The sequence below is a fragment of the Janthinobacterium sp. C22 genome (assembly GCF_057919405.1).
Genome location: NZ_CP193659.1, coordinates 6174567 through 6195387, shown reverse-complemented (window position 1 = coordinate 6195387; position 20821 = coordinate 6174567). Strand labels below are relative to the sequence as shown.

Annotated in this window: 19 protein-coding genes, 1 tRNA gene and 2 pseudogenes; 15 read left to right on the top strand and 7 right to left on the bottom strand. The window is 63.4% G+C overall.

Translation table 11 applies throughout. The features are described from left to right. Positions 1-30 precede the first annotated feature (30 nt). From ACRHIG_RS29065 to ACRHIG_RS29055, 3 genes are read left to right on the top strand one after another with little or no spacing between them, the layout of a single operon-like run. Entirely contained in the window at positions 31-2145 is a 2115-nt protein-coding gene (locus ACRHIG_RS29065) for a TonB-dependent receptor family protein (protein ID WP_489628755.1), read from the top strand. Positions 2146-2153: 8 nt separating this feature from the next. Next, positions 2154-3494, top strand: coding sequence for a PepSY-associated TM helix domain-containing protein (locus ACRHIG_RS29060; protein ID WP_489628754.1), 1341 nt, complete (start codon positions 2154-2156; stop codon positions 3492-3494). A 56-nt stretch (positions 3495-3550) separates the two neighbouring features. Then, entirely contained in the window at positions 3551-3943 is a 393-nt protein-coding gene (locus ACRHIG_RS29055) for a hypothetical protein (protein WP_475414416.1), read from the top strand. Here the strand turns inward: ACRHIG_RS29055 and ACRHIG_RS29050 are convergent. Next, positions 3935-4860: pseudogene (locus ACRHIG_RS29050) on the bottom strand (LysR family transcriptional regulator). The gene ACRHIG_RS29055 and the pseudogene ACRHIG_RS29050 sit on opposite strands and share 9 nt — an antisense overlap. Before the next feature lie 102 nt (positions 4861-4962). Between ACRHIG_RS29050 and ACRHIG_RS29045 the strand changes: the two are divergent. The 4 genes from ACRHIG_RS29045 (at position 4963) to ACRHIG_RS29030 (ending at position 8722) form a co-directional block, all read left to right on the top strand. Next, positions 4963-6072: a muconate/chloromuconate family cycloisomerase gene (locus ACRHIG_RS29045; RefSeq protein WP_489628753.1), complete on the top strand. Its 1110-nt coding sequence runs from the start codon at positions 4963-4965 to the stop codon at positions 6070-6072. Between the two features lie 9 nt (positions 6073-6081). Continuing rightward, positions 6082-6372: a muconolactone Delta-isomerase gene (gene catC / locus ACRHIG_RS29040; protein ID WP_489628752.1), complete on the top strand. Its 291-nt coding sequence runs from the start codon at positions 6082-6084 to the stop codon at positions 6370-6372. Positions 6373-6383: 11 nt separating this feature from the next. After that, positions 6384-7187 (top strand): 3-oxoadipate enol-lactonase, encoded by an 804-nt coding sequence (gene pcaD / locus ACRHIG_RS29035; RefSeq protein ID WP_489628751.1) that lies wholly within the window; start codon positions 6384-6386, stop codon positions 7185-7187. Positions 7188-7318: 131 nt separating this feature from the next. After that, the gene (locus tag ACRHIG_RS29030; RefSeq protein ID WP_489628750.1) at positions 7319-8722 is read left to right on the top strand and encodes a sodium:solute symporter family protein; all 1404 of its coding nucleotides are present in this window, start codon (positions 7319-7321) and stop codon (positions 8720-8722) included. 13 nt (positions 8723-8735) lie between these two features. Here ACRHIG_RS29030 and ACRHIG_RS29025 read toward each other — a convergent pair. From ACRHIG_RS29025 to ACRHIG_RS29015, 3 genes and pseudogenes are all read right to left on the bottom strand, one after another. Further along, positions 8736-10128, bottom strand: a pseudogene (locus ACRHIG_RS29025) (GntP family permease). A gap of 117 nt (positions 10129-10245) precedes the next feature. Beyond that, positions 10246-10322: transfer RNA gene (locus ACRHIG_RS29020), tRNA-Pro, on the bottom strand. A gap of 54 nt (positions 10323-10376) precedes the next feature. Continuing rightward, positions 10377-12470 (bottom strand): AsmA family protein, encoded by a 2094-nt coding sequence (locus ACRHIG_RS29015; protein WP_489628749.1) that lies wholly within the window; start codon positions 12468-12470, stop codon positions 10377-10379. A gap of 119 nt (positions 12471-12589) precedes the next feature. On the opposite strand from ACRHIG_RS29015, the gene ACRHIG_RS29010 reads away from it, so the two are divergent. Together ACRHIG_RS29010 and arsC are read left to right on the top strand one after the other, a co-directional pair. Continuing rightward, positions 12590-12958: an ArsR/SmtB family transcription factor gene (locus ACRHIG_RS29010; RefSeq protein WP_475414408.1), complete on the top strand. Its 369-nt coding sequence runs from the start codon at positions 12590-12592 to the stop codon at positions 12956-12958. Further along, positions 12955-13377, top strand: a complete 423-nt coding sequence (arsC, locus tag ACRHIG_RS29005) for an arsenate reductase (glutaredoxin) (protein WP_489628748.1) — start codon at positions 12955-12957, stop codon at positions 13375-13377. The genes ACRHIG_RS29010 and arsC overlap by 4 nt, the downstream gene beginning before the upstream one ends. Positions 13378-13438: 61 nt before the next feature. On the opposite strand, the gene ispB is transcribed toward arsC, so the two are convergent. Next, complete coding sequence (ispB, locus tag ACRHIG_RS29000; protein WP_322427377.1) at positions 13439-14428, bottom strand: octaprenyl diphosphate synthase; 990 nt, start codon at positions 14426-14428, stop codon at positions 13439-13441. 304 nt (positions 14429-14732) lie between these two features. Here ispB and rplU point away from each other — a divergent pair, with 304 nt between their 5' ends. From rplU to proB, 5 genes are all read left to right on the top strand, one after another. Next, positions 14733-15044, top strand: coding sequence for a 50S ribosomal protein L21 (gene rplU, locus ACRHIG_RS28995; RefSeq protein ID WP_034754730.1), 312 nt, complete (start codon positions 14733-14735; stop codon positions 15042-15044). A gap of 53 nt (positions 15045-15097) precedes the next feature. Then, positions 15098-15370, top strand: a complete 273-nt coding sequence (rpmA, locus tag ACRHIG_RS28990; RefSeq protein ID WP_070219281.1) for a 50S ribosomal protein L27 — start codon at positions 15098-15100, stop codon at positions 15368-15370. A gap of 113 nt (positions 15371-15483) precedes the next feature. Beyond that, positions 15484-16593, top strand: coding sequence for a GTPase ObgE (gene obgE / locus ACRHIG_RS28985; protein WP_071325171.1), 1110 nt, complete (start codon positions 15484-15486; stop codon positions 16591-16593). Between the two features lie 13 nt (positions 16594-16606). Next, complete coding sequence (locus tag ACRHIG_RS28980) at positions 16607-17017, top strand: hypothetical protein (RefSeq protein ID WP_489628747.1); 411 nt, start codon at positions 16607-16609, stop codon at positions 17015-17017. 27 nt (positions 17018-17044) lie between these two features. Then, entirely contained in the window at positions 17045-18163 is a 1119-nt protein-coding gene (proB, locus tag ACRHIG_RS28975; RefSeq protein WP_086137518.1) for a glutamate 5-kinase, read from the top strand. 65 nt (positions 18164-18228) lie between these two features. Here the strand turns inward: proB and nth are convergent, their stop codons facing one another. Together nth and rsxB are read right to left on the bottom strand one after the other, a co-directional pair. Beyond that, a complete protein-coding gene (gene nth / locus ACRHIG_RS28970; protein WP_219133028.1) occupies positions 18229-18876 on the bottom strand; it encodes an endonuclease III in 648 nt (215 codons plus the stop codon). Next, positions 18873-19601 (bottom strand): electron transport complex subunit RsxB, encoded by a 729-nt coding sequence (gene rsxB / locus ACRHIG_RS28965; RefSeq protein ID WP_475414403.1) that lies wholly within the window; start codon positions 19599-19601, stop codon positions 18873-18875. Before rsxB ends, nth begins: the two co-directional genes overlap by 4 nt. Before the next feature lie 360 nt (positions 19602-19961). Between rsxB and ACRHIG_RS28960 the strand changes: the two genes are divergently transcribed. Continuing rightward, positions 19962-20723, top strand: coding sequence for a substrate-binding periplasmic protein (locus ACRHIG_RS28960; protein WP_489628746.1), 762 nt, complete (start codon positions 19962-19964; stop codon positions 20721-20723). Positions 20724-20821 lie beyond the last annotated feature (98 nt).

Sequence of the window (20821 nt, the reverse complement as noted above, 5' to 3'; positions counted from 1 at the left end):
GCCGCATCCGCACACTTAAACGAGAATCACATGAACAAGACATTATTGGTGCTGGCCGTCGCCATCGCCCTGGCCTATCCCTGCGCGCAGGCGCAGCAACTTGACCACGCCATCGACACGGTCGTCGTTTCCGGCTCGCGCGCGCAAGCGTGGCTGTCCGAGACGCCGCAGGCGATCGGCGTCGTCAACGCCAAGACCCTGGAACGCGACAAGCCCAGGACCATGGGCGATATCCTCAACCGCATCGCCGGCGTGTACTGGAATGACCTGGGCAACGAGCAGCACAGCATGAGCATCCGCCAGCCCATTGGCACGAATGCCGTCTACCAGTACCTGGAAGACGGCATACCCATCCGCCCGCTGGGCGTCTTCAACCACAACTCGCTCAACGAGATGAACATGGCGGGCGCCAGCGGCGTGGAAGTGGTGAAGGGCGCCGCCTCGTCGCTGTACGGCAGCAATGCCGTCGGCGGCGCCGTGAATTTCCTCACGGCCGGCGCCAGCGCGACGCCGACGGCCAAGGTGGGCGTGCGGCGCGACAACGTGGGCGGCTTCACCCGCTACGACACGGCCGCCAGCGATACCTGGGGGCCGCTGGGACTGCGTTTCTCCCATTACAGCTCGCGCCGCTCGCGCGACAACTGGCAAGAGTACAGCTATGGCGACAAGGATTCGTTCTCGCTGCGCGCCGACTATGCGCTCGGCCCCGCGTCGCGGCTGCGCGCCACCCTCGTGCACACGGATCTCGATGCGGCCATGACGGGCAGCCTGTTCGAGGACGATTACCGCCATGCCCCCGGCAAGAGCCTCAATACCTTCACCTACCGCAAGGACAAGACCACGCGCATGAACCTGGCATGGGAGGGCGCGACGACAGCCAATGGCACGAGCACCATCACCGTGTTTACACGCAAGAACGACCATGGGCAGCTTCCCGCGTATTCCATCGGCAGCTGCGCGGGCATGCTGTGCAAGGGCGTCATCAACAACAACCATGTCGATTCGCTGGGGCTGGACGTGAAACACCAGCAGGAATTCGCGTGGCTGCGTTCGCGCCTGGTCGCCGGCGTGTACGTGGACAGGAGCGACAATCCCTTTGTCAGCGACAATCTCTCCATCGTGCGCGATGCGGCCACGGGCCGCTATCTGCGATACACGCTGGCCAATGTCAGCAATCCGCAGGGCGTGCGCGACTACCAGACGGACATTTTGAACACGGCCGTCTTCGCGCAGTGGGAATTTTCTCCGCTGGCGGGCACGCGCGTGGTGCTGGGCGGACGCTCGGACGCCATCCGCTACGATTACCGCAACAATCTGGCGCCGGGCGGCAGCGTCAATTACGGCGCGCCCGACGAGTCGCGCAGTTTTTCGCATGCGAGCCCGAAGCTGGGCGCCACCTACGCCATCGGCCATGCGGGCAGCGCGTATGCGAACGTCAGCCAGGGCTTCACGCCGCCCGAAGTGAGCCAGCTGTATGGCAAGACGGGCATCGCCGACCTGCAGCCATCCGTCTACAACAACTATGAACTGGGCCTGCGCTGGGCCTTCCTGCAGGGCCGCTTGAAACTCGACACGGCCCTGTACCGGCTCGACGGGCGCGACACCATCGTCAGCTACACGCTCTCGCCGGGCAACAGCGAAAACCGCAATGCGGGCCGCACGCGCAGCGAAGGGCTGGAGCTTGGCCTGAACTACGACAGCGGCCCCTTCGACGCGCGCTTCGCCACGGCCATCGCGCGCCACCGCTATCTGCGCTATCAGGTCTCCAGTACCCTCGATTACAGCGGCCGCGCCATGCCGCAGGCGCCGCGCGACATCACCTCGTTCGAGATCGGCTACAAGCCCGTGACGGGCGCGCGTATCGCGCTCGAAGCCGTGCATCAGGGCCGCTACTGGATGAATAATGCCAACACGGTGGAGTATGGCGGCCACGCGCTGCTGAACCTGCGTGCCAGCTATCAGCTCGCGCGCGGCCTGGAAGCGTGGGCGCAGGTACGCAATGTGGCCGATAAGCGCTATGCCGATTCGGCCAGCAGCAGCTATGCGGGCACGGGCAGCTATGCGCCGAACAGCCAGAACCAGTACACGCCCGGCGCGCCGCGCAGCGTGATGCTGGGCCTCGCCTATACCTATGGCGGACTGTGAGGATGGCCATGGACGACGCAACTTTTCTTGTCGCACGGCGCAAGAGCCTGTACTGGCGCATCCACTTCTGGGCCGCGCTGATCGCCTCGCCATTCGCGCTGGTGGCGACTTTGACGGGCATTTTTTATATCTTCACGCCGCAGATCGAGGCCAGGCTGTACCAGCACCTCGACCATGTGGCGCCGCAGGCGTCCATGCTGCCGCTGGACGCCGCCGTGGCGGCAGCGGAGCGGGCGGCCCCGCGTGGCTGGACGGTGCAGCAAGTGGTGCCGCCGTTTCAACGGGACGATGCGGTGCAGGTGGCGTTCGCGCCGCCTGGCGGCGCGCCCGATGAACATGCGGGCCATGGCGGACATGCCGCGCCGGTCAAGCCAAAATTCGGCCTGCCTGCGCAAGCCGTCATCGTCTACGTGAACCCTTACGATGCGCGCGTCTTGGGCCGCCTGGCCAGCGGCGAACGTTTCGGCAACTGGGCCAAGAAGCTGCATTCGCGCCTGCTGCAAAACGATGGCTGGCGCTGGATGATCGAGCTGGCCGCCAGCTGGCTGATGGTGATGCTGGTGACGGGCGTGGTGCTGTGGTGGCCGCGCGGCGCGCAAGCGGGTTTGCCGAAGCGGGGCGCGCGGGGGCGCAACGGCTGGCGCCAGTGGCATGCTTTTCTCGGCGTCGCGCTCGGCATCGTCAGCGTCGTGATCCTGACGACGGGCTTGACGTGGAGCCAGCAGGCGGGCGGGCGTATCCGCACGCTGCGCGACGTCAGCGGCCAGGCGCCGCCGCCCGTGCCGCGTGGCCTGCATTCGCGCGAGGAGGGCGCTCCGCTCGACTGGCAGGATGCCTGGCAAGTGGCGCGCAGCCATGCGCCCGCCATCGCCGTGCAGCTGACGGCGCCGGCCAGCCAGGACGATGTGTGGCGCGCCACCATGGCCGACCGCAGCCAGCCCACCTTGCGCTTCGACCTGCAATTCGACGCCTACAGCGGCAAGCCCCTGTATTACGCGGGCTGGGAAGCGCAGACGGCGTTCGGCAAGGCCACGGCCATCGGCATCCCGTTCCACCGCGGCGAATTCGGCTGGTGGAACCAGGCCTTGCTGCTGCTGTTCGGCGCCAGCGTGCTGTTTTCGCTGGTCTCGGGCTGGGTGATGTTCTTCAAGCGGCGCCTGCCAGGCTCGCTGGGCTTGCCCAAGCTGCTGCCGGGCGCCTGGACTTCGCCGTCCACGCTGGCCTGGCTGGTAGCGGCCGGCATGTGCGCGCTGATGCCGCTGCTGCTCGTGTCGGGCTGCATGCTGATGCTGCTGGAACTGGGGCTGGCAAAATGTGGGCCGCGTGTCGGCCGGATGTGGCTGCGCTAAAATAAGGGGCGCGGCCAGGCTCGTTGCCAAGGGCCGCCCCTTTGCCTTGGCTGAACATGATATTCATCGACTTCCCCGCCCTGTCCACGCTGGCCGCCGCGTCGGCAGGCGTCACGCAAAAATGCAGCTGCTGCGCCGTCCCGCTCGATGCCTGGCAGCGTCTTCCCACCTCGCTGGAGCTGGACCGCTTTGAAGAAATCGGCACCCTGCGCGAAGACCCGTACGAGGAACCGACGTTTGCGGAATTCCACCCGCACGGCACGCGCTACGACAGCGCCGATGCGCCCATCGCGCCGCGCTACTATCCCGCGAACCTGAGCCAGGTGGCCCGCTGCCTGGACTGCGGCCGCCACTACCTGCGCTATAACGAGGCGGGCGGCTATTTCACGGAGCTGCGCATCCGCGCGCTGCGCCCGGCATTGCTGGCCGACGCGCCGCTGTCAGCGTGAGGGCGACAGGCTTTCCTTGACGTGCGCGATGCCGTGTTCATCGTAGATCGAATACACGGCGGCGAGGAGATTTTCCAGTTCCGGCGAGCGGTCCATATGCCGCATGCTGAATAAAATGGGCGAGAACGCATGCTTGTCGTCCAGCTTGCGGTACACGACGTTCCGGTGATGCATGGCTTGTACGCTTTCCGGCACGATGGAAATGCCCTGGCCGGCCGCCACCAGTCCCATGGAAATCTGCAGCTCCCGCACTTCCGTGACGGGACCGGGCGTGACATTGCCTTCGCTGAACATGGCCAGCACCTGGTCGGCAAAGCTGGGGCGGGGTGCTTTCGGATACACGAGCAGGGTTTCATGCACCAGCTCCGTCAGGCGCAATCCGCCTTCCCCTTGGCCAGCCGGTGGCCGGGCGGGAGCGCGACCACCAGCCGCTCTTCGCGCAGCAGGATGCGGCGGATGCTGGGGTCTTCGCTTTTCAGGCGCCCGAAGCCCACGTCGATGCGGCCTTCCTTCAGGGCCTTCAGCTGCTGCACCGTCGTCATTTCATGCAGGGTCACGTCGACCTCGGGATGGCGCTCGCAAAAGCGGTGCACGATGTCGGGCAATTCACCATACAGGGTCGAGGCGACGAAGCCGATCGACAGGGTGCGTTCCAGCTTGCCCACGCGCTGCGTCATCGCCTGCAGGTCGCGCACCTGGTCGAGCAGGGGCCGCGCATGGGCGAGGAAGAACTCGCCCGCTTCCGTCAGCCGCAAGGGCCGCGAGCCCTTTTCGATCAGCGCCACGCCCAGCGTTTCTTCCAGCTGCTGCATCTGCCGGCTCAGCGGCGGCTGCGCGATGTGCAGGCGCGCGGCGGCCCGCGTGAAGTTCCTTTCCTCTGCGACCGCAACGAAGTAGCGCAAGTGCCGTAATTCCATCTTCATACCTTTCAGGTATAGGTTTGATACCAACTCGGTGTTGGACGTGGGGACATTCGGGGAATATGGTGTCACCACTCCACAGAATTATACGGAATAAATATGATTCAAAATATCGAGACCTACCTGGTCGATGTGCCAACCATCCGCCCGCACCGGATGTCCGTCGCCACCATGCATACGCAGACCCTGGTGCTGGTGCGGCTGCGCTGTACCGACGGCATCACGGGCTGGGGCGAGGCGACCACCATCGGCGGCTTGGGCTACGGCGGCGAAAGCCCGGAAAGCATCAAGACGAATATCGATACCTATATCGCACCGCTGCTGGTCGGCATGGAAGCGAGCGAAGTGGCCAAGGCCATGGCCAGGGTGCGCAAGGCCATCCAGGGCAACCGCTTCGCCAAGTGCGCGATCGAGACGGCCCTGCTGGACGCCCAGGCGCGCCGCCTGAACGTGCCGCTGTCTGAATTGCTGGGCGGCCGCGTGCGCGATGCGCTGCCCGTGGCGTGGGTGCTGGCCAGCGGCGACACGGCGCGCGATATCGCCGAAGGGGAAAAGATGCTGGACCTGCGCCGACACCGCATCTTCAAGCTGAAGATCGGCCTGCGCGACGTGATGGACGACGTGGCACACGTGCTGGAAATCAAGCGGGCGCTGGGCGAGCGGGCCAGCGTGCGGGTCGACGTCAACCAGGCCTGGAGCGAGACGGACGCCGTGCGCGGCATCGCCGCGCTGGAAGCGGGCGGCATCGACCTGATCGAACAACCGGTGAAGGCGGGCAACCGCGCCGCGCTGGCGCGCCTGAAACAGCGCTTCGACGTGGCCATCATGGCCGATGAAGCCTTGCACGGCCCCGCCGATGCGCTGGCGCTGGCGCAGGCCGATGCGGCCGATGTGTTTGCCGTCAAAATCACCCAGTCGGGCGGCTTGCTGCCCGCGCTGGAAGTGGCGACCGTGGCGCGCCTGGCGGGCGTCGGCCTGTACGGCGGCACCATGCTCGAAGGCGGCGTCGGCACGGCCGCCACGGCCCACGTCTGCTCGACGTTTGCCGAACTGGCCTGGGGCACGGAACTGTTCGGCCCCTTGCTGCTGACGCAGGAAGTCTTGCGCGAGCCGCTCGTGTACCGCGACTTCATGCTGCAGGTGCCGACTGGCCCGGGCCTGGGCGTCGAGATCGACCTGGACAAGCTGCGTTCCATGCAACGCCAATAAGGAGAAACCATGTTATTCCATGTACGCATGAACGTGAACCTGCCGTTGAACATGCCCGCCGAGCAGGCGGCGCAGCTCAAGCAAACGGAAAAGGAACTGGCGCAGCGCCTGCAGCACGAGGGCAAATGGCGCCACCTGTGGCGCATCGCCGGCCAGTACGCCAACATCAGCGTCTTCGACGTGGACAGCGTGGACGAGCTGCATAATTTGCTGACCTCGCTGCCGCTGTTCCCTTACATGCAGATCGACGTGATGCCGCTGTGCCGCCATCCTTCGTCGGTGCGCGACGACGATTCCTGAGGAGACAGGCGATGACGCGTACAGGCAACGACACTGCCGGGAAAACGTGCGAGGTGGACGGTATCGGCCTGCATTACCGCACGGATGGCGAGCGCGGCAAGCCCTGCCTGGTCCTGTCGAATTCCCTCGGCACGGACCTGTCCATGTGGGAGGCGCAGGCGGCCGCGCTGGCCGGCGACTTTTTTGTCGTGCGCTACGACACGCGCGGCCATGGCCAGTCCGGCAGCGCCGGCGCGCCGTTCGGCATCGGGCGGCTGGGCCTGGATGTGGCGGCGCTGCTCGATCACCTCGATATCGCGCGCGCCGCCTTCTGCGGCATTTCCATGGGCGGCTTGATTGGCCAGTGGCTGGGCATACACCAGCCGCAGCGCCTGACGCAGCTCGTGCTGGCGAATACGGCGGCGCGCATCGGCGGCGCCGCGCCGTGGCAGCTGCGGGCGGAGCACGTGCGCCGCGACGGCATGGCCGCGGTGGCCGCGAGTGCCGCCACGCGCTGGTTCACGCCGCAGTTTATCGCGCGCGAGCCGGACACGGTGGCGCGCATGGTGGCCACCTTGCGCAGCCAGGATGCCGGCGGTTACGCGGCCTGCTGCGACGTGCTGGCCCAGGCGGACTTGCACGCCTGCGTCGGCACGATCAGCGTGCCGACCCTGATCATCGCGGGCGAGCACGATCCCGTGACCACCCTCGACGACGGCCGCTGGCTGCAGCGGCAGATCGCGGGCGCCCGCCTGGCAAGCCTGCCCGCCTCGCATATCTCGAACGTCGAGGCGGCGGACTTGTTTACGGCGCAGCTGCGGACCTTTTTGTTGTGAGGCTTGTTGTACCGTATCGGTATGGCAGGAATTTGACTTTCCCCTGAGCACCGCCACCGGCTCATCCGGCATGCGGCAGGGGAAGCTTTCTTGAAAAATAATAATAAGAAAAGCAGACTTGGAGTAGACGGATGGAAAACAGATTGATCATCATCGCGGCGATCACGGTGGGCTATTTCGCCCTCATGTCGTACATTACCTATAGCGTGCGCAAGCATGCCAACAGCGCCGAGGGCATGACGGCGGGCGGACGCAACTATCCCGCCTACCTGATCGGCGCGTTGTTATTGTCGGAATTCATCGGCAGTTCCGTCAGCATCGGCACGGCCCAGAAGGGTTATGAACTGGGCATTTCCGCCGCCTGGAATCTGGTGGCGCTGTCGCTGGGCTTCTTGCTGCTGGCCATCGTGCTGGTCAAGAAATACAAGGAAAGCGGGCAGTCGACGATTTCCGGCATCCTGGCGCAAACGTATGGCGAGCCCGTGCGTTATGCGGCGTCCATCCTCACCATCGTCGCGCTGAGCATCGTTGCCGTGGCCCTGTATGCGAGCGGCGGCGCCGTGCTGGCGGCAGTGCTGCACATCAACAAGACGGTGGCCATCTTGCTGGTGGGCGCCATTACCGTGATCTACGTCAGCCTGGGCGGCATGCGCTCGGTCGTGTACACCAATTTCGCCCACTCCATCGTCAAGTACCTGGGCGTGATCCTGGCACTGGCCTATGCGCTGGAAGCCTCCGGCGGCATCGGCGCGCTGCAGGCGCAATTGCCCGCCAAGATGTTCAACTGGGTCGAGATCGGCTGGGGCCAGATCGTCGCCTGGATGATCGGCGGCATCGGTTCCATCTTCGCCACGCAGTACGTGATCCAGGCCCTGGTCAGCACGGACAACCCGGCCGTGGCCAAGCGCGCCTGCTATTACGTGTCCTCGCTGATGATCCCGTTCGGCCTGATGGCGGCCCTGATCGGCATGTGCAGCGCCGTGCTGTATCCGGGCATGAAGTCGATCGACGCCTTTCCGACATTGATCGCGCACATGCCCGCGTTTTCCGCCAGCATCATGATCGTCGGCCTGGCCGGCGCCCTGTTCGGCGGCATTTCCGCCACCACCCTGGCATCGGCCACCCTGGCCATGAAGGATTTTTATGATCCCTGGTACAACAAGGCAAAGAATGACGCGAAATCGCTGATGTTCCTGCGCATCGCCATCGTCGTGGCCGGCCTGCTGCCGCTGGTGCTGGCGCTGTATGCGGAAAAACTGCTGATGATCGCCTTCCTCGGCAAGGCCCTGCGCGCCACCCTGGCCGTGCTGGTGCTGATGGCCTTCTATGCGCCGAAATTCGGCACGCCGCGCGGCGCCTTCGTCGGCGTGATCGTTTCCGTGATCGCCACCATCGGCTGGTTCCTGGCGGGCAATCCGTATGGCGTGGACAGTTCCTACCTGGCGCTGGCCGGCCCGCTGCTGACGATGGGCATCAGCCACCTGTTCAAGCCGGCGCACGCTGTGTCGAAGCCGGCATCGTCGTCGCGCCTGTAGTTTGCCCCGACCCTCAGACCAGCCCCGTCATGTAATAGATGGCAATGACGAGGAACACTGCCACCGTCTTGATGACGGTGATGCCGAAGATATCGCGGTAGGACTGGCGGTGCGTGAGGCCCGTGACGGCCAGCAGTGTGATCACGGCGCCATTGTGCGGCAAGGTATCCATGCCGCCGCTGGCCATCGCCACCACGCGGTGCATGACTTCGAGCGGAATATGGGCCTGCTGCGCGGCCTGGATAAAACTGTCCGACATGGCGGCCAGCGCGATGCTCATGCCGCCCGAGGCCGAGCCCGTGATGCCGGCCAGGGTCGTCACGGACACGGCCGCGTTGACGAGGGGATCGGGCACGCTGCGCAAGGTATTGCTGACGGCAAGGAAACCGGGCAGCGCCGCGATGACGCCGCCGAAGCCGTATTCGGACGCCGTATTCATGGCCGCCAGCAGCGCGCCCCGACGGCCGCCTTGGTGCCTTCGGCAAAGGCGGCGCGGATGCGCCCGAAGGCGGTAATGCACACGAGCAAGATGCCCAGTAACAAGGCGCCTTCCACGGCCCAGATACCGGTCACGGAAGCGATCGACGTGGACACGGGCGCATGCAGGCCCGGCAGGGCCTCGGCGGTGAGCACGTAGCTGGCGCCATACCAGTGGGGAATCAGCTTGGTCAGCGCAAAGTTGGCCACGCCCACCAGCACCAGCGGCGCTACCGACAGCAAAGGATGGGGCAAGTCGCCGCCATCGGTCTTGGCCTGTTCCGCTTCCACTCCGTAACCTTCCCCCGTCGCCATGACGGAGCGGCGGCGCCATTCCAGGAAGGCCAGGCCCATGATCACCGTCAGCACGGCGCCGATGGTGCCCAGCCACGGCGCGGCCCAGCCGGTCGTATTGAAAAAGTGGTGGGAATGATGTTCTGGATCTGCGGCGTACCAGGCAGGGTATCCATGGTGAACGAGAACGCGCCCAGGGCGATGGCGCCCGGCATCAGCCGCTTGGGGATATTGCTCTGGCGATACAGTTCGGCCGCGAACGGATACACGGCAAACACCACCACGAACAGCGACACGCCGCCATACGTGAGTGCGGCGCACACGGCGACGATCACGGCATTCGCGCGCGCGCTGCCGATGTAGCGGATGGCCGCCATGACGATGGACTGGGAAAAGCCGGACAGTTCAATCAGCTTGCCGAATACGGCGCCCAGCAAAAAGACGGGGAAATACAGCTTGATGAAGCCCACCATCTTTTCCATGAAGATACCGCTGAAGACGGCCGGCACGGCGGACGGATCGGTCAGCAGCACGGCGCCGAGCGCGGCCACAGGCGCAAACAGGATCACGCTGTAGCCGCGGTAGGCGGCCAGCATCAGGAAGGCCAGTGCGGCCAGAACTATCAGGAAAGACATCGGTCAGGCCCTTGCGCGAGAAGTGATCAGGATACTAATGATGCAATTAATATCATACTTCCCGGCAACACGCCAACGCGTGGGTCAAGGAGTGCGCAGTGCAGGCAGGGGGAATGCTGGTCGGGGTGAGAGGATTCGAACCTCCGGCCTCTGCGTCCCGAACGCAGCGCTCTACCAGGCTGAGCCACACCCCGCTTTCCTTCATTACAGCAGATGGCGGAACGGGTTTCAAGCGGCTGCATCAAGGTCTATTTCTTTTCCTGTTGCGCCTTGTTGATGTCCGCTTCGCTGACCTTTTTCGCCGGTGCATTTGTGGCCGGCGAAGTGGGGGCCTTGCGCGTGGCGTTCGCTTGCGCCATGACGGCGGCGCAATCCGTGTCGGGGGCCTTGTCGACGTTGACCAGCGGCAGCAGGGCGGCCAGCGGCGTGACGACGGTGGCCAGGGCCACGGCGGCGCCGGCCTTTAATGCCAGCGGGCCTTTTTGCGGGCCCACATCCGGGTTCTTGAACGTGCCTTTCGCATACAGCGGCGTGCGCAGGGTGATGATGCGGGCGCCCTTGGTGCGGGGGCGCACGTCGAGGTTCAGGGTTTCGTTTGCCAGGTTGACGTTGCCCGTGATGTTCACCACGGCCGTGTCCGTGTCGAGCACGAAGCGGCGCACGTCGGCCTGGCCATTCGTGACGGCGAAATCGCTGGCCAGGCAGTTCAGGTGGACTTGCTTGTCGCCAAAGATTTTCACGAAGACGGCGTTGGCCAGGTTCAGGCCCGCCAGTTCCAGCATGAACTGGCTGACGGAGCCTTCGCTGACGGTGGCCGCCAGTTCGCCATTCGCGCTGGCCAGCATGGCGGAAATGGAATTGCCGTGGCCCGTCAGCGCCGCATCGCCATACACTTCGCCGAAGCTCGCTTGCATCGATTGCAGCTTGGGAAACAGTTCGCGTATCTTGAGGTGGCGCGCCGCCACCTTGGCTTGCGCCGCGATGGTCTTTTGACGGCCGTCGAGCGTGATGTTCGAGGTGATGTCGCCGCCGGCCATGCCGAAGTTGAGCGGCGTCAGACTCAGCACCTTGTCCTTCATGCGGATGTTGGCGACGATGTCGTTGAGCGGGATGTCATGCGTGCGCACCAGTTTCTTGCCCGTAAATTTCACGTCGGCGTCGAGCGCATCCCATTTCGCCGTGTTGAACTGTTCCACAGGCAAGGCTTTATTATCGGGTTGCACGGGCGCCTTGCCGCGCGCCTGTTTCTTCGCATTGCTGTCGGCGCCGATGGTGGGGCCCAGGTCTTCCAGACGCAGCTGCTGCGACGTCACTTCGCCGCGCAGCAAGGGGCGGGGCTGGCGCGGCAGGTATTGCAGGGTGCCGGCCAGGTCGCTCCGGCCCACCGTGCCCTTGAAGTTCTGGTAGGTCCAGTTCCAGCTGGCACCGTCTTTCTTGCCCAGCAGGCGTCCCGTGGTCGCGTAGTCCGGCGTTTCCGGCAGCAGCAGGCCCGTCAGCGGGTACAGATCGGCCATGCTGGCGCCGGCCAGGCTCAGCTGTAAATCGATGCCGGACAGCGAGCGCGGGTCGGTCAGGGTGCCATCGATGCTGGCCTTGTTCTTGCCCAGCACGGCATGCGCCTGCACGGGATAGACCGTGTTGTTGTCGGTCAGGGACAGCACGGCGCCCGCCTTGCCGCCGCCCGTCACGGGCGCATTGCGGTAGCTGCCGCCGAGGGTAAATTCGATGCCGTATTTCTGTACGGGAGCGTTGCCTGACGCATCGCCCGGCGTGGCGTCCGGTGCCGTCGAGCTGACCTTGGCGTGCACGTCCAGGGCGATGCCTTCGTCCAGGTAGCGGATGGCGCCGTCGGCGAAGGCCATGCGCTGGATTTCCACGTCCCATGCCGAGGGACCATTGTCTTTCAGAGTCCAGCTGTTGCTGCCGTCGGCGCGCCGCTGCAGGGCGATATTGGGCGCGTCGAGCGCCAGGTCCGTCAGCACCACGCGGTGCTGCAGCAGGGGCAACGGGTGAATGGCCGCGTCGATGCGTCTGGCGCTGGCCAGTTGCGGGCCGGCCGTGGCCCAGTCCGGGTTGCTCATGCGCACGTCGTGGGCGCTGATGACAGGCCGCGGCACGTAGCGGCGCCAGCCCGGTTCCGTTTTGAGGCCCTGCTTCCATGTCACCTGCAGGTCGCCGCCGATGACGAAGCTGCGGCCCGTGCTTTCCGATACCTTCTCGTTGATGTAGGGACGGGCGCGGTTCCAGTCGAAGGTCAGCACGAAGATGGCCACGATGGCGACCAAGGCGAGCAGGGCGGCCAGGCTCCAGCCGAGGATGTTGAGCGGGGTTGAGCGTGTCATGGTAAGCCAATCGCAATGATTTTTCATTAAGGTAGACCGATAGGCCACGACGGTCGGTGCGCTGGGTTACGTAAGACATCGCGCTTGAGATTATTCAATAATTCGACTATTATTGAAGTATGGAAAATGAAAAGACAATAGCGAACGGGGCGACACCGCTGACGAGTGCCTCCGCCATCGTGGCACTGGCCGCGCTGGCGCAGGAATCGCGGCTGGCCGTGTTCCGCCTGCTGGTGCAAGCGGGGCCGCAAGGCATGGCCGCGACGAAAATCGCCGACGCGCTGGCGATCGCGCCCTCGTCCCTGTCGTTTCACCTGAAAGAACTGGCGCACGCCAATCTGGTGACGGCGAGCAAGACGGGCCGTTCCATCATCTACGCGGCCAATTATGCGGGCATGAACGGCTTGCTGGCCTTCCTGACCGAGAACTGCTGCGCCGGCGCCCCTTGCTGCGTCAGCGAACCCAATGTAAAGGACATCACGACATGACGATCACGATCTATCACAACACGGCGTGCGGCACCTCGCGCAATACCCTGGCCCTGATCCGCAACACGGGCGTGGAGCCCGTCATCATCGATTACGTCAAGCATCCGCCGACGCGTGAGGAGCTGGTCGACCTGATCACCCGCGCGGGCCTGTCCGTGCGCGCCGTCATGCGCGACAAGGGCGCCCTGTACGACGAGCTGGGCCTGGCCAATACTGACTTGCCAGACGCGGCCCTGCTGGACGCCATGCAAGCCCATCCTATTCTGATCAACCGCCCCATCGTCGTCACGGAACTGGGCGTGCGTCTGTGCCGGCCGTCGGAAAAGGTGCTGGAGATTTTGCCGCTGCCGCAGCAAGGAGCATTTGCCAAGGAAGATGGCCAGGCCGTGGTCGGCGCCGACGGCAAGCCGGTGAAATGAGCGGGACATAAAAAAACGGCGCCAGTAGCGCCGTTTTGTATTGCATATAAGTACAACGCGATCAGTGATTGCGGTCCACGGCAAACGAGCACAGTTGCAGCATGGATTGCTTGTAGACGCTGTCGGGCCAGCCGGCGATGGCATCGGCGGCGCGCTGGCCGGCGATTTCCGCCTGCTTGCGCGTGTAGTCGAGGGCGCCACTATTGGTGATGGCGGCCAGGATGGCATCGAAATGCTGTTCGTCGCCTTGCTCGATGCAGCTGCGCACCAGTTCACGTTGCTCCGGGGTGCCGTTTTCCATCAGCCAGATCAGCGGCATGGTTGGTTTGCCTTCGCGCAAGTCGTCGCCCACGTTCTTGCCGATTTCGGCGGCGTCGCCTGCATAGTCGAGCACGTCGTCGATCAGCTGGAAAGCCGTGCCCAGCGAGCGGCCGTATTCGGCAGCCGCTTCGATATCGTCTTCGCTGGCGCCGGCGATCAGGGCGCCCAGTTGCGCCGACGCTTCGAACAGCTTGGCCGTCTTCGAGCGGATGACGTTCAGGTAGCTTTCCTGCGTCACGTCCGGATCGTGCATGTTCAACAACTGCAGCACTTCGCCTTCGGCGATCACGTTGGTGGCGTCGGAGAGGATTTGCATGACGCGCATATTATTCAGCGACACCATCAGCTGGAAGGAGCGCGAGTGCAGGAAGTCGCCCACCAGCACCGAAGCGGCATTGCCGAACAGGGCGTTGGCCGTCTGGCGTCCGCGGCGCATCGACGATTCATCGACGACGTCATCGTGCAGCAGGGTGGCGGTATGGATGAATTCGACCACGGCGGCCAGTTCATGGTGCGCCGTGCCGCGATAGGCGTGGGCATTGGCCACCAGCAAAATCAGCACGGGACGGATGCGTTTGCCGCCCGCGCTGATGATGTATTCCGCGATCTGGTTGATCAGAATCACATCGGAGTGCAACTTTTGGCGGATCACCGTATTGACTGCGTCCATATCGGCGGCAATCGTTTGCACGATGGTGTTTTGGTTAACGTGTTTGTTAGCGTCAGACAAGGCGAACCTGCATTAGATTGTGGGTGCCGCGATTATACGACAAGGCTTGCGCGTGCGTGACGTTTGCCTATGGCTGTAGAGCAATTGATTGATCTTGTTGGCACTGGCGCGCGTTTTCCTGTCCGCCTGGCGCAAGCCTGACATGATGGCCAGGTTGTCGACATACCACGATCGTCAAGCTTTGTGAATAGTTTTTGACGCAATTTCTCAGTCCGTGTATAATCGCTGGTTCCCCCTGTTGGGTACGGCTTGCTTTGCGTGACAGTGGGACAAATTCTTTCAACATTTGATGAGGTTTCAAATCATGTACGCGGTCATAAAAACCGGTGGCAAACAATACAAAGTTGTCGCTGGCGAAAAACTTAAAGTAGAACAGATACCGGCAGACATTGGTTCCGAAATCACCATCGATCAAGTGCTCGCAGTAGGCGCGGGCGACAGCATCAAGTTTGGTGCTCCATTGGTCGAAGGTGCAACGGTACTGGTTACGGTTGTGGCGCATGGTCGCCATGATAAGGTCAAAATTTTCAAGATGCGTCGTCGTAAGCACTACCAAAAGCATCAAGGCCATCGCCAGAATTTTACCGAAATCCAAATCGTTTCGATCAACGGCTAATCGCCGCTGTTTGACGCAGTTTGTCTACATAATCAGCTATCAAGGAGTCTTAAATGGCACATAAAAAAGGCGGCGGCACAACGCGAAACGGCCGTGATTCAGAATCAAAACGTCTGGGCGTTAAAGTCTACGGCGGCCAAGCTATCAATGCTGGCGGCATCATCATTCGTCAACGCGGCACCCCAGTGCGCGCCGGCGAAGGCGTAGGCATGGGCAAGGACCACACGTTGTTCGCGCTGATCGCGGGCAAAGTGAAGTTCGTTGTCAAAGGTGCCGGCTCGAAGCAATTCGTGACCGTTGTACCAAACGAAGCAGTACCAGCGTAATTCATCGCGGAGCGCCAGTTCGCTCCGCAATGATCGCATGATGTAAGGCGCAAGCCTTCAATCGAAAGGCTCTGCCCAAGGTAGAGCCTTTTTAGTTTTATGGCGGCAAAATTATGAAGTTTATCGACGAAGCAAAAATCGAAGTCATCGCGGGCGATGGCGGCAACGGCTGCGCATCTTTCTGCCGTGAAAAATTCCGGCCTTTCGGCGGTCCCGATGGCGGCGATGGCGGCAAGGGCGGGTCCATCTGGGCCGTTGCCGACCGCAATATCAACACGCTCGTCGATTTCCGTTTCTCCAAAATGCACAAGGCTCGCAATGGCGAGCCTGGCCGTGGCGCAGATTGCTATGGCAAGGGCGCCGATGACATCCACCTGCGCATGCCGGTCGGCACCTTGATCATCGACAACGCGAGTGGTGAAATCCTGGCCGATCTGACCGAACACGGCCAGATCGAACTGCTGGCCAAGGGCGGCGAAGGCGGCTGGGGCAATATCCACTTCAAGTCCTCGACCAACCGCGCACCGCGCCAAAAAGGCGAGGGCAAGGAAGGCGAACGCCGCGAACTGCGCCTGGAACTGAAGGTGCTGGCCGACGTGGGCCTGCTGGGCATGCCGAACGCCGGCAAGTCGACCTTCATTTCGGCCGTCTCGAACGCGCGTCCGAAGATCGCCGATTATCCGTTTACCACCCTGCACCCGAACCTGGGCGTGGTGCGCGTGTCGCACGAGAAGAGCTTTGTGATCGCCGATATTCCCGGCTTGATCGAAGGCGCTTCCGAAGGCGCGGGCCTGGGCCATCAATTCCTGCGCCACTTGCAGCGCACGGGTCTGCTGTTGCACATCGTCGACCTGGCGCCGTTCGAAACCAACGTCGATCCTGTCAAGGAAGCCAAGGCGCTGGTCAAGGAATTGAAGAAGTACGACGAGTCGCTGGTCGACAAGCCGCGCTGGCTGGTGTTGAACAAGCTCGACATGGTGCCGGAAGAAGAGCGCAAGAAGATCGTCAAGGACTTCCTCAAGCGTTTCGCCTGGAAAGGTCCCGTCTTCGAGATCTCCGCGCTGAACCACCAGGGTTGCCCGGAACTGGTCAATGCGATCTACCAGCATCTGGAAGAGAAGAAACACAGCGAAAGCCGTGCCGAAGAAACGCAGATGACCGAAGAAGCACGCGGTATCTCGTCGATCGACCCGGATGATCCGCGTTTCAAGATCCTCGACTAAGCGCCTTACCCTGATGTCGGTACAGACGGCCGCTGCCGCGTCCGCACGCAAGCAGGCGTGGCAGCGTCGTGTATTGCATCTGATCGCGTATGCTTACGGGCTGAGCGCGGTCGCCTGTCTGCTGTTCGCCGATGACATGGCGGCCGGCATGGGCATCTTCCTCAACGGCGTCGATGGCTACAGCCAGTTCTACGCTTCCCATGTCGGTGTCTGGGGCGCTACCGCGCTCCTGGCGCTGTTCGCGGCACGGCAGGGCGAACCGCCCGTCCTCGGCGATATCACTGCAATGTTGGTCCTGGCGCAGCCCGCCGGCCGTCTGTTCGCGGCCATCAGCTTCGGCTTGCCCCAGGGTTTTGTGTTGTTCATGTGCGCAATGGAGCTGACGGCGGGGCTGGCCTTGCTGCTGCTGCGTCCTGCGCGCTGACGTCTATTAAGTGAAGAGCGCCGCCCCATGGATTCCGTGATTCAAAAAGCTACCCGCATCATCATCAAAGTCGGCTCCTCGCTGGTCACCAACGATGGCCGCGGACTCGACCATGCCGCCATCGCCCGCTGGGCCGCGCAGATTTCCGGCTTGCGTGCCCTCGGCAAGGAAGTCGTGCTGGTGAGCTCCGGCGCCATCGCCGAAGGCATGCTGCGCCTCGGTTTCGAGCAGCGCCCCACCGATATCCACGAATTGCAGGCGTGCGCCGCCGTTGGCCAGATGGGCCTGGCGCAAATCTATGAAAGCAGCTTCCGCGCCCACAGCCTCGGCACGGCACAGGTGCTGCTCACGCACGCCGACCTGGCCGACCGCGAACGCTACCTGAACGCCCGCTCCACCCTGACGACCCTGCTGCGCCTGGGCGTGGTGCCGATCATCAATGAAAACGACACGGTCGTCACCGATGAAATCAAGTTCGGCGACAACGATACCCTGGGCGCCCTGGTGGCCAACCTGATCGAGGCCGATGCCCTCGTCATTCTGACGGACCAGCACGGCCTGTTCTCGGCCGACCCGCGCAAGGACCCGAACGCCTATCTGATCACGCAAGGCATCGCCGGCGATCCGGCCCTGGAAGCGATGGCGGGCGGCGCCGGTTCCAGCCTGGGCCGTGGCGGCATGCTGACGAAAATCCTCGCCGCCAAGCGCGCCGCCAAGTCCGGCGCCCACACTATCATCGCCTGGGGCCGCGACAGCGACGTGCTCAGCCGCCTGGCACAGGGCGAAGCGATCGGCACGCAGTTGCTGGCGCAAACGGGCCAATTGACGGCGCGTAAGCAGTGGATGGCCGATCATCTGCACACGGCCGGTGCCGTGGTGCTGGACGCGGGCGCCGTGCAAAAGCTGCGCCAGGAAGGCAAGTCGCTGCTGCCGATCGGCGTGACGGGCGTGAACGGCGAATTCGGCCGCGGCGCCGTCATCACCTGCGTCGATGCGGATGGCGTGCCCGTGGCGCGCGGCCTGTCGAACTACACGAGCGGCGAAGCGCGCCGCATCATGCGCAAGCCGTCCACCGAGATCGAGTCCATCCTCGGCTACATGGAAGGCCATGAGCTGATCCACCGCGACAATATGGTCTTGCTGTAGGTCGGATTAGCGCGTCGCGCGTAATCCGACGCCACCACTCCATCGGCCCTATTCGGGCCATTGCTTTACACCACGGCCGGCATCGGCGACTTGTCCTTGTAATCGCACAGGTCGGCGATCATGCAGTTCCAGCATTGCGGCTTGCGCGCCGTGCAGGTGTAGCGGCCGTGCAGGATGAGCCAGTGGTGGGCGTCGTGCAGGAATTCCTTGGGTATGAATTTCAGCAGTTTCTGTTCGACGATATCGACATTCTTGCCCGGTGCAATGCCCGTGCGGTTCGAGACGCGGAAGATATGCGTGTCGACGGCCATGGTCGGTTCGCCAAACGCCGTGTTCATGACCACGTTGGCCGTCTTGCGGCCCACGCCGGGCAAGGCTTCCAGCGAAGCGCGGTCGCGCGGCACTTCGCCGCCGTGCTGTTCCAGCAGGATCTGGCAGGTGGCGATGACGTTCTTCGCCTTGGTGCGGAACAGGCCGATGGTGCGGATATAGCTGGCCAGCTCGTCGACGCCCAGGGCCAGTATCTTGGCCGGCGTATTGGCGACCGGATACAGCAGGCGCGTGGCCTTGTTGACGGACACGTCGGTTGCCTGCGCCGACAGCAGCACGGCGATCAGCAGCTCGAACGGCGTCGTGTATTCGAGTTCCGTTTTCGGGGAAGGGTTGGCGGCGCGAAAGCGCGTAAAGATTTCCAGGCGTTTGGCAGCGTTCATGCGTCTTTTTTCGGTGTCGTGGGGGCTGGCGGGGCGGTGTCCGTGCTGGCGGCGGCCTTGGCGCGCGCGCGCTCCATGGCGGCGGCGATGATGGCGCGCTTGCGCTCCTTCTCCGCCAGTTCATCTGGCGTGACCGGCACTTCCTGCGTCACTTCCTGCATCTTGGCGACGGCCTTGGCGGCCAGGCGCGCGTCGTTGGCCTCGGCTTCGCGGCGCAGCCGCTGCGTGCGGAAATCGTGGCGCGCGCGCGCGTCGTCGGCATCCATCTGGCTCCAGGCATCCCAGCCCGTGGCGTCGCCGCTGACGGGGTACATGACGATGCAGTCGACGGGGCAGGGCGCCACGCACAGGTCGCAGCCCGTGCACAGGCTGGTGACCACCGTATGCATCTGCTTGGCGGCGCCGACGATGGCGTCCACGGGACAGGCCTGGATGCACAGGGTACAGCCGATACACAGCGATTCGTCGATGTAGGCGACAGATCGCGGACGTTCGAGGCCGTTGACGGGATTGAGCGGAATGACTTTTTTGCCCAGCAAGCCGGCCAGGCGCACGATGCCCTGCGCGCCGCCCGGTGGGCACTGGTTGATGTCGGCATTGCCTGCGGCAATCGCTTCCGCATACGGGCGGCAGCCGTTGTAGCCGCATTTGGTGCATTGCGTTTGCGGCAGCAAGTCTTCGATCTGGTCGGCAAGTGAGGGAGGGGCAGGGTGCGGCACGGTCATCTTCCACGGTAAAACGCCATTATCGGCCATCCGGCGCGCGCACAAGTAAAAACCTGTTTTGTAGGAGGGGATAGCGGGTGCCAGGGCCGGCTGTTGCAGGCGCGCCGCAATCGTATTTTATTTCCTCTGGGAATGTCAAAGTGCAAATAAACAACTTTGCAATTTCTTTTTTGTGGGAGCATGATTTTTATCAAGGTAGTGATCAAAAAAGCCGACCGCCAGTCCTGTTGCCGCGCCTGCATTGCAATGCGCGCCAGGCCATAGGAGCAAAACATGCGTTTCCTCCGGACAGTTGGTTTGCCCTTCTGTTTCTTCATGTCCTCTACACTTGCCCTTGCACACGGGCAGGCTGGTTCCCCCATGGCGGCGCCGGGCTCTGCCGGCTCGCGCATCGTCCGTTTCGCGGCGGAAGACTGGCCGCCCTTCATTTCCCGTAGCCTGCCTGCCGACGGCATGTCGGGCGCCATGGTCAGCGCCATCTTCGAACGCATGGGCTACGTCGTCAAATATGAGTATTTTCCATGGAAGCGCGCCATGCAGTTTGGCCTGGCCAGTCCCCGCTACGCCGGTTTCCTGGCCGTCTGGCGCACGCCCGAACGGGAAAAACTCTGCCATTTTTCTGTTCCGGTTGGCAACACGCAAGGTGTGCTGGCCTACCTGAAGGAAGATGGCGTGCCCGGTGCCACTCTGGCCGATCTGGGCCAGCTGCGCATCGGCACCGTGGCCGGCTATTCGAATGGAGAGCAATTCGATGGCATGGTGGCGCGCGGCGAGCTGAAGACGGAAGAGGGCTTGAACGACGCGACGAACCTGAAGAAACTGTTGATCAAGCGCTACCGCGTGATCGTCATCGAACGCCATGTCCTGCAGCACTTGCTGATGGGACGCAATTTCAGCAAGGCCGAACGGGAACGCATCGCCGTCATCGATACCGTCTTCAAGGAGCGCCCTGTGCACGTGTGCTTCCAGCGTGATGCCGAGGGGGCGGCGCGGCAAAAGCGCTTCAACGAGGCGGCGCGCGATATCGATACGGCCCGCCTCGAACGCGATTACTGGAAGCGGCTCGACCAGAGCCTGGCGACGGCCCCATCCTCCCCTGACGCGCCGCGGCACTGTTGTTAGTTGCCAAAACGAAATATCTAAATACGAAACCATTCGTTCTTGTTTGTTTGTCCATCCTTTAGTCTGCAGCCACTGTGTTGACGACTTTAAAAGGATGT

Excerpts from the sequence above, each read along its gene's own strand:
- ACRHIG_RS29065 (WP_489628755.1), top strand. The coding sequence starts at position 31 with ATGAACAAGACATTATTGGTGCTGGCCGTCGCCATCGCCCTGGCCTAT.
- ACRHIG_RS29060 (WP_489628754.1), top strand. The coding sequence starts at position 2,154 with ATGGACGACGCAACTTTTCTTGTCGCACGGCGCAAGAGCCTGTACTGG.
- ACRHIG_RS29055 (WP_475414416.1), top strand. The coding sequence starts at position 3,551 with ATGATATTCATCGACTTCCCCGCCCTGTCCACGCTGGCCGCCGCGTCG.
- ACRHIG_RS29045 (WP_489628753.1), top strand. The coding sequence starts at position 4,963 with ATGATTCAAAATATCGAGACCTACCTGGTCGATGTGCCAACCATCCGC.
- catC (WP_489628752.1), top strand. The coding sequence starts at position 6,082 with ATGTTATTCCATGTACGCATGAACGTGAACCTGCCGTTGAACATGCCC.
- pcaD (WP_489628751.1), top strand. The coding sequence starts at position 6,384 with ATGACGCGTACAGGCAACGACACTGCCGGGAAAACGTGCGAGGTGGAC.
- ACRHIG_RS29030 (WP_489628750.1), top strand. The coding sequence starts at position 7,319 with ATGGAAAACAGATTGATCATCATCGCGGCGATCACGGTGGGCTATTTC.
- ACRHIG_RS29015 (WP_489628749.1), bottom strand. The coding sequence starts at position 12,470 with ATGACACGCTCAACCCCGCTCAACATCCTCGGCTGGAGCCTGGCCGCC.
- ACRHIG_RS29010 (WP_475414408.1), top strand. The coding sequence starts at position 12,590 with ATGGAAAATGAAAAGACAATAGCGAACGGGGCGACACCGCTGACGAGT.
- arsC (WP_489628748.1), top strand. The coding sequence starts at position 12,955 with ATGACGATCACGATCTATCACAACACGGCGTGCGGCACCTCGCGCAAT.
- rplU (WP_034754730.1), top strand. The coding sequence starts at position 14,733 with ATGTACGCGGTCATAAAAACCGGTGGCAAACAATACAAAGTTGTCGCT.
- rpmA (WP_070219281.1), top strand. The coding sequence starts at position 15,098 with ATGGCACATAAAAAAGGCGGCGGCACAACGCGAAACGGCCGTGATTCA.
- obgE (WP_071325171.1), top strand. The coding sequence starts at position 15,484 with ATGAAGTTTATCGACGAAGCAAAAATCGAAGTCATCGCGGGCGATGGC.
- ACRHIG_RS28980 (WP_489628747.1), top strand. The coding sequence starts at position 16,607 with ATGTCGGTACAGACGGCCGCTGCCGCGTCCGCACGCAAGCAGGCGTGG.
- proB (WP_086137518.1), top strand. The coding sequence starts at position 17,045 with ATGGATTCCGTGATTCAAAAAGCTACCCGCATCATCATCAAAGTCGGC.
- nth (WP_219133028.1), bottom strand. The coding sequence starts at position 18,876 with ATGAACGCTGCCAAACGCCTGGAAATCTTTACGCGCTTTCGCGCCGCC.
- rsxB (WP_475414403.1), bottom strand. The coding sequence starts at position 19,601 with ATGACCGTGCCGCACCCTGCCCCTCCCTCACTTGCCGACCAGATCGAA.
- ACRHIG_RS28960 (WP_489628746.1), top strand. The coding sequence starts at position 19,962 with ATGGCGGCGCCGGGCTCTGCCGGCTCGCGCATCGTCCGTTTCGCGGCG.